Origin of the sequence: Alitabrizicola rongguiensis, from assembly GCF_021491355.1 — a bacterium.
Classification (GTDB): Bacteria; Pseudomonadota; Alphaproteobacteria; order Rhodobacterales; family Rhodobacteraceae; genus Aliitabrizicola; species Aliitabrizicola rongguiensis.
Window position 1 is genome coordinate 256,148 of sequence record NZ_JAKENF010000001.1, and the last position, 13,353, is coordinate 269,500.

Genomic DNA, 13,353 nt, shown 5'->3' on the forward strand with positions numbered 1-13,353 from the left:
CTTCCGCCGCTCAAGGACAATGTTGCAACACCTCACCTCTCGTCGCCCGAATGTGATTTCATCCTTGCCGCGAGAGAGGCCATATCAGGCTCATGCTGACCCGTGTGCTGTTCCTTCTTGGCCTGACCGCCCTGCCCGCCGCCGCCCAGACGGCTTCGGACGTGTTGCAGGTGCGCCTGCTGCCGGGCTGGCAGATGCAGGATGGCCGGCGAATGGCTGCGCTGGCGCTGGACCTGGCTCCCAACTGGAAGACCTACTGGCGCAGTCCGGGCGATGCGGGCATCCCGCCCGAGTTTGACTGGTCTCGCTCGGAGAACCTTGCCGATGTTCGCTATCACTGGCCGCGTCCGCAGGTGTTCGACCTGAATGGAATGCAATCCATCGGCTACAAGAAGCATCTTGTCCTGCCGCTGGAACTGACAGCCACCGATCCGTCGAAACCCATCCGCCTTGTCGCCTCGATCGATCTTGGCGTCTGCAACGACATCTGCATGCCGGCAAGCGTAAGTGTCGAGGCGGAACTGAGCGGCACAGGCCAGTCCGATCCGCTTATCAAGGCGGCGCTTGCAGATCAGCCGATCCCTGCCAACCAGGCTGGCGCTAACGCGATTTCCTGCGAGGTATCCCCATCCGACGACGGGCTGACGATCACCGCCCGCATGTCCCTTCCCCCGCTTGGCGGCAAGGAGACGGTGGTGATCGAGCCCGGTCCAGTGCCTGTCTGGGTGTCAGACGCCGATGTGACCCGCAAGGGCGGCACGCTTTTCGCCTCGGCGGATATGGTGTCGGATTCGGGTGGGCCGATCGCGCTGGACCGTCGCAACCTGACCCTGACCGTGCTCGGCCCGGATCGCGCGGTCGAGATCAAGGGCTGCCCGTCAAACTAGGGTTACTTTCGGCGCCGGTGCTCTTCCAGCCGGGGCATGATCTCGACGAAGTTGCAGGGCCGGTGGCGGATGTCGAGCTGCCATTTCAGGATCTCGTCCCAGGCATCGCGGCAGGCCCCCGGGCTGCCGGGCAAGGCGAAAAGATAGGTGCCCTGTGCCACGCCCCCCGTCGCGCGCGACTGCACCGCGGAGGTGCCGATCTTCTGCATCGAGACGATGGTGAAGACCGTAGCGAAGGCGTCGATTTCCTTCTCGTAGACGTCGCGATGTGCTTCAACCGTCACGTCGCGGCCCGTCAGGCCGGTGCCGCCGGTTGTCAGGATCACATCGACCTGCGGGTCGGCACACCAGCGGCGCAGATGCGCGGCGATGGCAGCGCGGTCATCCTTTTCGATGGCACGTTCGGCCAGGACGTGCCCTGCACCGGTCAGCCGCTCGACCAGCGTGTCGCCCGAGCGGTCGTCACCCGCTGTCCGCGTGTCTGACACGGTCAGGACGGCAATGCGGACTGGAACGAAGGCGATGCTTTCGTCGATGCGGCTCATGCAATGGTCCTCAGTTTCGACTGCAGTTCCAGCAGATCCGCCCAGGCCTCGCGCTTCATGTGCGGCTGTCGGAGCAGGAAGGCCGGATGAAACATCGGCAGCACCGGCTTCCCCAGTGCCTGCGTCCACTTGCCCCGGAGCCGGGTGATCCCCCGCTGACCCAGCAGCGCGGCGCAGGGCGTGTTGCCCATCACCACGATCACATCCGGATCGACCAGCGCGATATGCTTCTCGACGAAGGGCAGCATCATCGCGATCTCCTCGGGCGTGGGATCACGGTTCTGCGGCGGCCGCCAGACCATCACATTGGTGATGTAGAGCGAGTGTTCCGCAGCAGGCGCGGTGCGGCCAAGCCCGATCGCGGCGAACATCCTGTCCAGAAGCTGTCCGGCGCGTCCGACGAAGGGCTTGCCCTGCACGTCTTCGTCCCGTCCCGGAGCCTCGCCCAGCACCAGGACGCGCGCCTGCGGATTGCCATCCGAGAAGACCAGCGAGCGGGCGCCCTTCTTCAACTCGCAATGCTCGTAGCCCGCAAGAGCCTCTCTCAGCTCATCGAGATTGCGCGCTGCGCCGGCTGCTGCCCGCGCCTCGGCGACCGCATCGACCGCGGGCGCCTCTGGCGGTGGTTCCGCCGTGCGGCGGGCGGGCGCGGGAGCGACCGTCGCGGCCACCACTGCCGGCTCGGGGGTGGCAACGGCCTCATAGCGGTTCACTGGCGCCTCGCCGATCGCCTCGTCGGCGCCGAGGTCGATCTGCCAGGCCAGCGCCGCCAGTGCGGCATGAAACTCGCTGTCATGCTCCATGCCGGAAACCTATGCCCGCCTCCGGCCGGGAACAACCCGGCTTGTCCGCGACGGGCACCCTTTCTATAACCGGCCCAACCCGATCCAGTCCCAGGAGGCCCCATGCCGTTCCGTGCCCGTCACCTGCTGGGAATCGAGCATCTCGCCCCCGATGAGATCACCACCGTCCTCGACCTCGCGGAACGCTACGTCGATCTGAACCGCCGCACGATCAAGCGGACCGACGTTCTGGCGGGGATGACCCAGATCAACATGTTCTTCGAGAACTCGACCCGCACGCAGGCAAGCTTCGAACTGGCCGGAAAGCGCCTGGGGGCGGATGTGATGACCATGTCGGTCGCGCAGTCCAGCGTAAAGAAGGGCGAGACGCTGATCGACACGGCAATGACGCTGAACGCCATGCAGCCGGACCTGCTGGTGGTGCGCCATTCCTCCTCGGGCGCGGTCAACCTGCTGGCCTCGAAGGTCAATTGCGCCGTCCTCAACGCGGGCGATGGCCGGCATGAGCATCCGACGCAGGCGCTGCTCGACGCGTTGACCATCCGCCGGGCCAAGGGCCGGCTGCATCGGCTTACGGTCGCCATCTGCGGCGACATCGCCCATAGCCGCGTCGCCCGCTCGAACCTGATCCTGCTAGGCAAGATGGAGAACCGCATCCGCCTGATCGCTCCGCCGACCCTGATGCCGTCGGGCGTGTCCGAGTTCGGCTGCGAGGTCTACGATGATATGGCCGAGGGGCTGAAGGACGCCGACGTGGTGATGATGCTGCGGCTCCAGAAGGAGCGGATGGATGGCGGCTTCATCCCGTCCGAGCGCGAATACTACCATCGCTACGGGCTCGATGCCGAGAAACTGGCCTATGCCAAGCCGGATGCGATCGTCATGCATCCCGGTCCGATGAACCGGGGGGTCGAGATTGACGGCACGCTCGCCGACGACATCAACCGCTCCGTCATCCAGGATCAGGTCGAGATGGGCGTCGCCGTGCGGATGGCCTGCATGGAACTTCTCGCGCGCAATCTGAAGGCGGAACGCGGAAGGGTGGCGGCCGAAGCTGGAGCTTGACTGTCACAGTGCGGGCTCAACTGACCGAGTTGGCGTGCATTGCATGATCGGCGCCGCGTGCCAAGGGTATACTATCTGTGAGTCGGCCTGACCGTCAGGCGTAGTGTTCCGGAGGGTGATTGGATGAAGAAACTCGTGGTTTCCCTGTTTGTCCTTCTTGGGATGGCCGGGGTCGCGCAGGCCCAGTCGGCTGACGAGCTTGCCAAGAAGCTCTCGAACCCGGTCGCCAACCTCATCAGTGTGCCGTTCCAGTACAACTACAATGACGGCTTCCTCAACGGCACCGCGAACCAGAGCTACATCAACATCCAGCCGGTGATCCCGATCTCGATCAGCCCGGACTGGAACGTGATCTCGCGCACGATCCTGCCGGTGGTGCATCAGGATGGGTTCCTGCCTGGCGGCGAGTCGCAGACGGGTCTCGGCAACATCACGCAGAGCTTCTTCTTCTCGCCGAAGAATCCGACGAAGAACGGCCTCATCTGGGGCGTCGGCCCGGTCCTGCAGATCCCCACCGCGACCGACGGCATCGCCAACAACCAGTGGGGCGCGGGCATCACCGGGGTTGCCCTGAAGCAGTCGAATGGCTGGACCTACGGGATTCTCGCCAACAACGTCTGGTCGATCTCGGGCGGCGACAAGTTCGGCAACACCAACGCGGCCTTCCTGCAGCCCTTCCTCAGCTACACGACCAAGAAGGCGACGACGTTCGGAATCAACACCGAGTCGACCTATGACTGGGAAAACGAGGAATGGTCGGTTCCGATCAACTTCACCGTCGGCCAGATCATCAAGATTGGCGGCAAACCCGTGCAGATCACCGGCGGTGTCCGCTACTGGGCCGATACGCCCGAAGGGGGGCCCGGATGGCTGGGGCGCGCGCCTGGTCGTGACCTACCTTTTTCCCAAGAAGTGACGACCCTTTGCCCAGACTGAGGGGCCAACAGGTTCCGCTGGCACGACAAGGGAGGAATTCTGTAGGAGGAGAGAAGCTCGTCTCTGTCCTCGGGTTCATCCCGCACCAACCACGGAATCGCCGATGACCGATCTATCCGAAGCCGTCCCGCCCCCCGGCTGGGAAGAATTCCTGGCGCCGGGCGAACATATCCTTTGGCAGGGTCAGCCCGATGCATCGGTCGTCTGGAGCGATCTCGCCGCCCCCGAAACGATCGCTGGCCTGGTCGCGGCTGGCTCCGGCATGGCGGTGATCCTGAAAGCCGGGCATGCATCTCTGATTGCGGCCGTCATCGGGGTGGTCTTTGTCGGTTTCGGGCTCTGGCTCACCATCGGTCGCCTCTTCTGGGATGCGTCGCTGAGGCGCAGCACCCATTACACCCTCACGAACCGGACTGCCTTTGTCGCGACCCTGCCCCGTGGTCAGCGCAAACTGGAGCGCTACGCAATCGGCCCCGACACGAAAGCGCTGCTGCAGGACGGCAATCCAGGCTCCGTCTGGTTTGCGACGGACGTGCGCCATACCGCCGGCCAGTGGCGCGGGTCGCATTCCGAAGGCATGTATGTCCCGGGCCAGACCATCCGCCGCCGTGTCGGTTTCCGCCGCATCGCCGAGGCGCGGAAGGTCTATGGCCTGATCGCCGGGATCAGCGGGCAGGAACTTGCCGGGAACGCCCCGCCGCGCTAGGCAGGCAGCGGTCGAACCGAGAGGGCAGGAATGCGCATCACCGTCTTTCAGAACGTCTGCCTGATCGACCCCGAGACCGGTGAGATCGACGAAGGCAGCTTGACCGTTCAGGACGGGCAGATCACCGCCCGGGGCACCGAAGCGCCCAAAGGCGCGACACTGGTCGATGGCAAGGGCGCCTGCCTTGCCCCCGGCATCGTGGACTGGGGCGTCAAGATCGGCGAGCCGGGCGAACGCCATCGCGAGAGCTTCCGCTCGGCGGGCCTGGCGGCGGCGGCGGGGGGCGTGACCACGATCATCGCGCGGCCCGATACCCATCCGGCCATCGATACCCCCGAAACGCTGGAATTCGTCACCCGCCGCGCAGCAGAGGCCAGCCCCGTCCGCATCCGCCACATGGCGGCGCTGACCAAGGGCCGGCAGGGCCGCGAGATGACCGAAATCGGCTTTCTGCTCGACGCCGGCGCGCTGGCCTTCACCGATGCCGACCATGTCGTGGCCGACAGCAAGGTTCTGGGCCGGGCGCTGACCTATGCCCGCAGCCTTGGCGCGCTGGTGGTGGGCCATCCGCAGGACCCGGCCTTGTCGGCGGGCGGCGCCGCGACCTCGGGCAAGTTCGCCTCGCTCTACGGTCTGCCGGGAGTTCACCCGCTGGCCGAAAGGATGGGGCTGGAGCGTGACCTCGCCTTGGTCGAAATGACCGGCGCCAGCTATCATGCCGACCAGATCACCTGCGCCTCGACCCTGCCTGCCCTGCGCCGGGCGCGGGATCAGGGGCTGGATGTGACGGCCGGGGTGTCGATCCACCACCTGACGCTGAACGAATTCGACGTGGGCGACTACCGAACCTTCTTCAAGATGACCCCCCCCTTGCGGTCCGAGGATGACCGCCTGGCCATGGTCGAGGCGTTGGCGGCGGGCGAGATCGACGTCATCGCCTCGTTCCACACGCCCGCTGACGAGGAAAGCAAGCGCCTGCCGTTTGAAGAGGCAGCGGCTGGCGCCGTCGCGCTTGAAACCTTCCTGCCTGCGGCGATGCGGCTTTACCACTCCGGCATGGTCACGCTGCCCCAATTGTTCCGGGCCGTCTCGCTTAACCCTGCGCAGCGCCTTGGCCTGCCGCAAGGGCGCATCACGATCGGCGCTCCGGCCGATCTGGTGCTGTTCGATCCCGACGCACCCTTCCTTCTGGATCGCTTCACGCTCCGGTCGAAATCCAAGAACACGCCCTTTGACGGCCAGCGGATGGAAGGTAGGGTTCTGGGTACCTGGGTCGCGGGGGGTCAGGTGTTCGGCGCCGGGGAGCATGATGCCTGATTTTGCCAGCGCGCCACTTGCTCTTATCCTGACCGCCGCCCTGAGCTACCTGCTCGGTTCGATTCCCTTCGGCGTCATCATCACGCGGGCCATGGGGCTTGGCGATTTGCGGCAGATTGGATCAGGCAATATCGGCGCGACCAACGTCCTGCGCACGGGGAACAAGGGCGCGGCCCTGGCGACGCTGCTTCTCGACGCAGCCAAGGGGGCGGTTGCCGTCCTGATCGCCCGTGCCACGGTGGGCGAGGATGCGGCGCAGGTCGCAGCGCTTTTTTCGTTCCTCGGTCACCTCTACCCGGTCTGGCTTGGCTTCAAGGGCGGCAAGGGGGTTGCGACCTTCCTTGGCACGCTTCTGGCGCTTGCCTGGCCGGTGGGTCTGGCCGCCTGTGCAACCTGGGCTGTCGCGGCCGCCATCGGGCGCATTTCGTCCCTCTCGGCATTGATCGCGGCGGCGCTTTCCCCGGTCTGGCTGCTGGTTTTCGGCCGGGGTCAGATGCTTGTGCTCGTGGTCATTCTGGCGGTTCTGGTCTTCTGGCGCCATTCGGCCAACATTGCTCGGCTTATGGCCGGAACCGAACCGCGGATCGGACAGAAAAAGGCCTGATCTTGCGCAGGCCGCAGGATGTGGCATCGCAACAGTCTGGAAAAGGCATCAGGTGTTGGCCGCAAACCATTTGCAAGATTGAGGATTCCGGCGCAGCCTTGCCGCCTATTTCCAACAAGGGAGATTGCGCCATGGGTTTCGGTGATGCAGTCCGAAGCTGTTTCGACAAATTCCTGACCTTCTCGGGCCGAGCAAGACGGTCTGAATACTGGTGGTTCGTTCTGTTCACCATCGTCGGCGGGATCATCGCCTCTCTGATCGATCATGCGCTGTTCGGCAGCGTTGTTCTGGAGACTGCCGACAGTATCGAAATCATCCAGAACAGCGTTGTGGGCGGGATCTTCTCGCTGATCACGCTGTTTCCCAGCCTTTCTGTCATGGTCCGGCGGTTGCATGACACTGGCCGCTCGGGCTGGTGGTTCTGGATCAACCTCGTGCCGCTGGTAGGCTGGCTGATCTTCCTGTGGTTCATGCTCAAGGCCGGCGATCACGATCAGAATGCCTACGGTCCCGACCCGATCGCGGACTAGCCGATCTATCCGCGCGCCTGAGGCGCGCGGCCTCTCAGCACAGGCTCGTGTCGGCGTAGATCGGCGCGAGCGAGTGGCGCCATGGCCCCTCATAGGCCGCCAGCAGGTCATCGGCCTGAACGCGGCCGCGTGCGAGATTGTCCAGCAGCACGTCGAGATATCCGGTCTCATCCGCCTTGCCGCTTCCGGCGCAGGCGCGCGCGGCCAGACCACCACGCGATATGTCGACTGCGGCGCGCGCAAGGTCGATGAGCTTCACGCCGCCCGCCTCGCCCTGCAGCGCCGAAACCGAGGCGGCAACGCGCAGGCCCTGCCGGGTTTCGGCATCGAGACCCTTGACCAGATCCCAGGCGGCATCCAGTGCGGCATTGTCGTACATGATACCGACCCAGAAGGCCGGCAGCGCATTCAGATGGGCCTCGTTCCCGGCATCGGCGCCGCGCATCTCGATGAATTTCTTCGCTCGCGCCTCGGGGAAGACTGTCGTCAAGTGATCGGCCCAGTCCGAAAGCGTCGGCTTTTCGCCCGGCAGCGCGGGCAACTCGCCTTTCAGGAAATCGCGGAAGGACTGGCCGAGCGCGTTGATGTACTTGCCGTCGCGATAGACGAAATACATCGGCACATCGAGCACCCAGTCGACATAGCGCTGGAAGCCCATGCCATCCTCGAAGACGAAAGGCAGCATCCCCGTGCGGCTGTCATCGAGGCTGCGCCAGATGCGGCTGCGCCAGCTCTTGTGGCCGTTCGGCCTGCCTTCGAAGAACGGTGACGAGGCAAAGAGAGCCGTCGCGACCGGCTGGAGCGCCAGCGCCACGCGCAACTTCTTCACCATGTCGGCTTCCGAGCCGTAGTCGAGGTTCACCTGCACGGTGCAGGTCCGGTACATCATCTGCGTGCCATGGGTGCCAACGCGGCCCATGTAGTCGGTCATCAGGCGGTAGCGGCCCTTGGGCATCACCGGCATCTGCGCATGCGTCCATTCCGGCGCGGCCCCGATCCCCATGAAGTTAACGCCCATCGGTCCGGCAAGCTCGCCAACCTCGGCTAGGTGGTTGCGCAACTCGGCGGCAGTCTGGTGGAGGTCCTCGACCGGCGCGCCTGACAGCTCGAACTGGCCACCGGGTTCGAGACTGACATTCGCACCGTTCCGGGTCAGTCCGATGACATTCTCGCCCTCGCGCAGGGGCGACCAGCCAAAACGGCTGGCAAGTCCGTCGAACAGCGCACTGATCGAGCGGTCACCCGCATAGGGGAGCGGAAGGCAGGTGTCGGTCAGCCATCCGAACTTTTCATGCTCGGTGCCGATCCGCCAATCGGCAGCCGGCTTGCAGCCGGATTCCATGTATTCGGCCAGCTGTTCAAAGTGCTCGATCGGCCCACCGCCGGACTGAGGAATGGACATCTGGAGCGCTCCGGGCTGGCTGATCGTCTCGGCTGCAACAGGTGATCGGTCGCGCAGGCCGAGTCAAGGGCGGTCGATTGGCAGGGCTTTTGGTGCCACAGGCTGTGCTGTGCGCTTCCAAACGAGGCCCTCTCTCCCTCCATCCTCGACCGCATCGACGAGGGCCTGGGTGTCCATGCCGGGCAGGGTCGAGAACGCATCGAAGAGCCGCTCCGCACCGTTCGCCCGCACCGGAATGAGCAAAGCCTGGCCATCGGCCTGCTTCAGCCGCCACAGGCGTTGACCGTGAATGACGATCAGCTTCAGCTCGACCAGTTCCGGCAGCGACAGGTACCCGCCGAAGACCGGGCCCAGGTAGCCCACCTGCCCCTCGTCCACCTCGACCATGCCGGGGGCCGCGACCGATCGGGCGAACCGCGCGCGCCGCAGCGCCTGCAAGGACCAGATGGCAGCCAGCGCGATCACGAGCAGGCCAAGCGGAAACAGCACGTAGCCCCCCAGCCAAAGAAGCCATGCCCCGAACAGGCCAGTTCCGGCAGCAAGGATGACCTCGGCAAAGCGGCGCAGGCTGGCTTGCGCTTCGGGGCGAATGAATCCGCTCACGCCCAGTCCCCCAGATGTGCCTGCCAGAGGGTAATCGCCGCCACGGCCGCCGTATCGGCGCGCAGGATGCGAGGGCCGAGGCTGATCGGCGTCACCTCGGCGCGGGCAAGAAGCCGCGCGCGTTCGGCCTGCGAGAATCCGCCTTCCGGTCCGATCAGGATCGCCCAGGACCCGCGCCCCGCCCGTGCCGCCTTGGTCAGGACAGCAGGTGCGCCGACCCGCGATTCATCGGCCCACAGGATACGACGACCGTCCGGCCAGTTGGACAGGAGCCGATCGAGAGACACGAGATCGGCCACCTCGGGAACAACCGTCGCGCCGCATTGCTCCGCCGCTTCGACGGCATGGGCCCGCAGACGGTCGGGGCGGATACGTTCGGAATTCGTGTGGGCGGTCTGTACTGGCTGGATGCGAGCCACGCCAAGCTCCACGGCCTTCTCGACGATGAAATCGGTGCGCGCCTTCTTGACCGGCGCAAAGAGCAGCCACAGGTCGGGCGGCGGCTGCAGCGGGCGCGTCCGCTCGGTGCAGGCCAGAGTCCCGCCGCGCTTGCCCGCATCCTCGACCGAGGCACGCCATTCGCCTTCGCGACCGTTGAACAGCAGCACCGCATCGCCGGGCTGAAGCCGCATGACGTTGAAGAGATAATGAGCCTGCTCCCGCTCCAGGGTCACCGGTTGCCCCGGACCGAGCGGCTGTTCTACATAGAGCCTGACTTTCGCTTCCTGCATGAGCCAGACCCTATGACCGACGCACCGGGAACGCCAGATGCGACCGTGGCCGATGCCGTGCCCGGCAATTGGGTCGATCATCTTGCCCCGGCGGCGACGCGCCCCTACCTGCGCCTGTCGCGGGCCGACCGGCCGGTCGGGACCTGGCTTTTGTGGATTCCCTGCCTCTGGGCGGTCACGCTTGCCGCCGCGGCCTCGCCCGAGGGCGCGACGATGGCTGACCTCTGGCTGATCGTGTCGAGCGGCATCGGCGCCTTCCTGATGCGCGGCGCTGGCTGCTCCTGGAACGACATCACCGACCGCGACTTTGATGCCGCCGTCGCGCGGACCCGTTCCCGCCCCCTGCCCTCGGGCCAGGTCTCCGTCCGGCAGGCAGTTGTCTGGATGGTGCTGCAGGCGGTCATCGCGGCGGGGATCCTGTTCAGCTACAACTGGGCGGCGGTGGCGCTCGGCATCGGATCGCTGGCGCTGGTTGCGGTTTATCCCTTCGCCAAGCGGTTCACCTGGTGGCCTCAGGTTTTCCTTGGACTTGCCTTCAACTGGGGCGCGCTGCTGCTCTGGGCGGCGCGGGAAGGGTCGCTCGGCTGGCCGGCGGTGGCCCTGTATCTGGCAGGAATCGCCTGGACGCTGTTCTACGACACGATTTACGCCCATCAGGACAAGGATGACGATGCGCTGATCGGGGTAAAATCCACCGCGCGCCTGTTCGGTACGGCGACGCGCGGCTGGCTGCGCGGGTTCATGGTCGTCACCGTCATCCTGATGGCGATTGCGGTTATCGTCGCGCTCTTGCCTGGCGGAAATGTGCTGAAGCTCGTCCTTGGCATCTCCGGGGTCTGGGGGCTTGGCTGGCATATGGCCTGGCAATTGCGCCAGCTCGACATCGAAGACCCCGCGCTGTGCCTGCGGCTCTTTCGCTCGAACCGCGATGCCGGGCTGATCCCTGCGCTGTTTCTTGCCATTGCCGCGCTCCTGTGATTGATCCCGGCGGCCCGACCGCCTAGGAAGCTTGGGTTGCGCAAGCCCCCGAGTCTCTCGTCCGGATCGTCCCGACCTCCATGCGTTTTCCACCTCGCCTCATCGCTCCGGCCGCCTTTCTGGGCGCCCTGCTGATTTCGATCCTTGCCGCAAACTGGGCGGCAAACTGGATCGAGCGGCGGACGGGGGAAGAGGTCCGCGGCCTTTACCTGCGCGAAGGCCTCGACTGGGTCGAAGTCCGGACCGATGGCTTGCAGGTTCGCCTGTATGGCACCGCACCGGACGAGGCGAAGCGCTTCCGGGCGGTGAACCTCGCCAGCACGCTGGTCGATTCCGGCCGCATCCGCGACCTGATGCAGGTCACGCCGGCGCAGGCGATCGAAGCGCCGCGCTTTTCGGTCGAGCTTCTGCGCAACGACGACGGCATCTCGATCATCGGTCTTGTCCCCGGGCAGGAGCAGTCGGATGCCCTGAACGACGAGGTCACCGCAGCCGCGAATGGCGCGCCGGTGGCGAATATGCTGGAACAGGCCGATTTCCCTGCGCCGGAGGGCTGGGATGCCGCCGTGGACTTCGGCGTCACGGCGCTTGGCCTGCTGCAAAGGGCCAAGATCTCGATCGCGGCCGACAAGGTTTCTGTCACCGCCATCTCGGGTTCGGACAGCGAGAGACGGTCACTTGAAAGTCAGCTGGCGCGAGCCAAGCCCGAGGGGCTGCAGATCGCGCTCGACATCTCGGCCCCGCGGCCAGTGCTGACGCCCTTCACCCTTCGCTTCCTGATCGATGCTCAGGGCGCGCATTTCGATGCCTGCTCGGCCGATACCGAACAGGCCCGCGACCGCATCATTGCCGCCGCCGTCGCCTCGGGCGCAACCGGCAAGATCGATTGCGTGGTCGGCCTCGGCGCTCCGTCGCCCAGTTGGGCCGATGCAACCACGCTCGGCATCAAGGCCGTCGCGGCCATGGGCGGCGGAAGCATCACCTTCTCGGATGCAGACGTGTCGCTGATGGCGACCGAAGAGACCCCGCAGGATGTTTTCGACCGGGTCGTCGGCGAACTGCAGGCGGCGCTTCCCGACGTTTTCTCGCTGAAAGCCACCCTGCCTGAGAAGCCGAAGACCGCGGCGCCGGAAGGGCCGCCGGAGTTCACCGCCAAATTATCGGCAGATGGCGCGGTACAACTGCGCGGCCGCCTGACCGACGAGATGAGCCGTAACGCGGTCTCAAGCTTCGCAAAGGCTCGGTTCGGGGCATCCAACGTCTATACCGCGACGCGGCTTGACCCGAACCTGCCCGAGGGATGGCCGGTTCGCGTGCTGGCCGGGCTTCAGGCTATGTCGAACCTGGCTGAAGGCAGCATCGTCGTGAGGGCGGATACCGTCGAGGTCACCGGCGTCACTGTCTCGCCCGGCGCCCAGGCCCAGATTACCCGGACGCTGTCGGGGCAATTGGGCCAGGGCCAGGCGTTCAAGGTGAACGTGCAATATGACAAGGCGCGCGATCCCGAGGCCGATCTGCCCACGCCCGACGAATGCGTGGCACAACTGAATGCGGTGCTTGCAAAGCACAAGATCGTCTTCTCGCCCGGCTCGGCGGAGATCGAATCCGACGCGCGCGAAACCATGACAGCCCTCGCCGACATTCTGCGCAAATGCCCCGATGTCCCGATGGAGATCGGCGGTCATACCGACTCCCAGGGGAGCGAAACCGGCAACCAAGCCCTGAGTCAGGCGCGCGCCGAGGCAGTTCTGCTTGGCCTCCAGGGCCGGCGGGTGCTGGTCGGCTCCCTGACCGCCAAGGGCTATGGCGAGTCGCAGCCGATCGCCGACAACGATACCGAGGAAGGACGCGAGAAGAACCGCCGCATCGAATTCACGCTGCTGTCCAAGCCAAAGGCGAGCGGGGCTGCGGCATCGGGCGCCTCTGTTCCGGCGCCGGAACCCGATGCCGCGACGCCAGACCCGGGCAACGGCGCAACCGACGCGGCCGCCGACACGCCCCTGTCCGGCGAGCCGATGGACGGCGCTGCGGTCGGCGAGCCGGACAACCCGGATGATGCTGCAACGACGCAGCGCGACGCGGCCCCTGCAACCGATCAGATCGCCGGCGGCGCCACGGTCGATGCGCCTGCGGGCGATACGGCACCCGACGGCGCCGGTGCCGCGACAGCACCGGAAGAGCCCTATGACTCTGTCGCGCCAGAGAAGATCGACGTGAAACCCAAAAAACGCCCGAAATCCAACTGA

At 65.7% G+C, this 13,353-nt stretch carries 14 protein-coding genes; 9 read left to right on the forward strand and 5 right to left on the reverse strand.

Going from position 1 to position 13,353, the window contains the following annotated elements; translation table 11 throughout:
• The first annotated feature begins 92 nt into the window (after positions 1 to 92).
• Positions 93 to 887 (forward strand): protein-disulfide reductase DsbD domain-containing protein, encoded by a 795-nt coding sequence (locus L0V05_RS01250; RefSeq protein ID WP_234867619.1) that lies wholly within the window; start codon positions 93 to 95, stop codon positions 885 to 887.
• Between the two features lie 2 nt (positions 888 to 889).
• On the opposite strand, the gene moaB is transcribed toward L0V05_RS01250, so the two are convergent.
• Together moaB and L0V05_RS01260 are read right to left on the reverse strand one after the other, a co-directional pair.
• On the reverse strand, positions 890 to 1,432 hold the full coding sequence (moaB, locus tag L0V05_RS01255; protein ID WP_234867621.1) for a molybdenum cofactor biosynthesis protein B: 543 nt from the start codon (positions 1,430 to 1,432) through the stop codon (positions 890 to 892).
• Positions 1,429 to 2,235 (reverse strand): uracil-DNA glycosylase, encoded by an 807-nt coding sequence (locus L0V05_RS01260; protein WP_234867623.1) that lies wholly within the window; start codon positions 2,233 to 2,235, stop codon positions 1,429 to 1,431. The genes moaB and L0V05_RS01260 overlap by 4 nt, the downstream gene beginning before the upstream one ends.
• Positions 2,236 to 2,337: 102 nt before the next feature.
• Between L0V05_RS01260 and L0V05_RS01265 the strand changes: the two genes are divergently transcribed.
• The 6 genes from L0V05_RS01265 to L0V05_RS01290 all read left to right on the forward strand — a co-directional run bounded on the left by L0V05_RS01265 (position 2,338) and on the right by L0V05_RS01290 (position 7,393).
• A complete protein-coding gene (locus tag L0V05_RS01265) occupies positions 2,338 to 3,300 on the forward strand; it encodes an aspartate carbamoyltransferase catalytic subunit (protein ID WP_234867625.1) in 963 nt (320 codons plus the stop codon).
• A gap of 123 nt (positions 3,301 to 3,423) precedes the next feature.
• On the forward strand, positions 3,424 to 4,236 hold the full coding sequence (locus tag L0V05_RS01270) for a transporter (protein WP_234867627.1): 813 nt from the start codon (positions 3,424 to 3,426) through the stop codon (positions 4,234 to 4,236).
• Between the two features lie 103 nt (positions 4,237 to 4,339).
• Complete coding sequence (locus L0V05_RS01275) at positions 4,340 to 4,942, forward strand: hypothetical protein (protein WP_234867629.1); 603 nt, start codon at positions 4,340 to 4,342, stop codon at positions 4,940 to 4,942.
• A 30-nt stretch (positions 4,943 to 4,972) separates the two neighbouring features.
• On the forward strand, positions 4,973 to 6,259 hold the full coding sequence (gene pyrC, locus L0V05_RS01280; protein WP_234867631.1) for a dihydroorotase: 1,287 nt from the start codon (positions 4,973 to 4,975) through the stop codon (positions 6,257 to 6,259).
• Positions 6,252 to 6,863, forward strand: coding sequence for a glycerol-3-phosphate 1-O-acyltransferase PlsY (gene plsY / locus L0V05_RS01285; RefSeq protein WP_234867633.1), 612 nt, complete (start codon positions 6,252 to 6,254; stop codon positions 6,861 to 6,863). The genes pyrC and plsY overlap by 8 nt, the downstream gene beginning before the upstream one ends.
• Before the next feature lie 131 nt (positions 6,864 to 6,994).
• Positions 6,995 to 7,393, forward strand: coding sequence for a DUF805 domain-containing protein (locus L0V05_RS01290; RefSeq protein ID WP_234867635.1), 399 nt, complete (start codon positions 6,995 to 6,997; stop codon positions 7,391 to 7,393).
• Positions 7,394 to 7,427: 34 nt separating this feature from the next.
• Here L0V05_RS01290 and L0V05_RS01295 read toward each other — a convergent pair whose 3' ends face one another.
• The 3 genes from L0V05_RS01295 to L0V05_RS01305 all read right to left on the reverse strand — a co-directional run bounded on the left by L0V05_RS01295 (position 7,428) and on the right by L0V05_RS01305 (position 10,129).
• Positions 7,428 to 8,795: a glutamate--cysteine ligase gene (locus L0V05_RS01295; protein WP_234867637.1), complete on the reverse strand. Its 1,368-nt coding sequence runs from the start codon at positions 8,793 to 8,795 to the stop codon at positions 7,428 to 7,430.
• 63 nt (positions 8,796 to 8,858) lie between these two features.
• Positions 8,859 to 9,398 carry a hypothetical protein gene (locus L0V05_RS01300; protein ID WP_234867639.1) on the reverse strand — a complete coding sequence of 180 codons (540 nt, stop codon included), beginning with the start codon at positions 9,396 to 9,398 and terminating at the stop codon, positions 8,859 to 8,861.
• Positions 9,395 to 10,129: a 16S rRNA (uracil(1498)-N(3))-methyltransferase gene (locus tag L0V05_RS01305; RefSeq protein ID WP_234867641.1), complete on the reverse strand. Its 735-nt coding sequence runs from the start codon at positions 10,127 to 10,129 to the stop codon at positions 9,395 to 9,397. Before L0V05_RS01305 ends, L0V05_RS01300 begins: the two co-directional genes overlap by 4 nt.
• Before the next feature lie 12 nt (positions 10,130 to 10,141).
• Here L0V05_RS01305 and ubiA point away from each other — a divergent pair, with 12 nt between their 5' ends.
• Together ubiA and L0V05_RS01315 are read left to right on the forward strand one after the other, a co-directional pair.
• Positions 10,142 to 11,107: a 4-hydroxybenzoate octaprenyltransferase gene (ubiA, locus tag L0V05_RS01310; protein WP_234867643.1), complete on the forward strand. Its 966-nt coding sequence runs from the start codon at positions 10,142 to 10,144 to the stop codon at positions 11,105 to 11,107.
• 80 nt (positions 11,108 to 11,187) lie between these two features.
• The gene (locus L0V05_RS01315; protein WP_234867645.1) at positions 11,188 to 13,353 is read left to right on the forward strand and encodes an OmpA family protein; all 2,166 of its coding nucleotides are present in this window, start codon (positions 11,188 to 11,190) and stop codon (positions 13,351 to 13,353) included.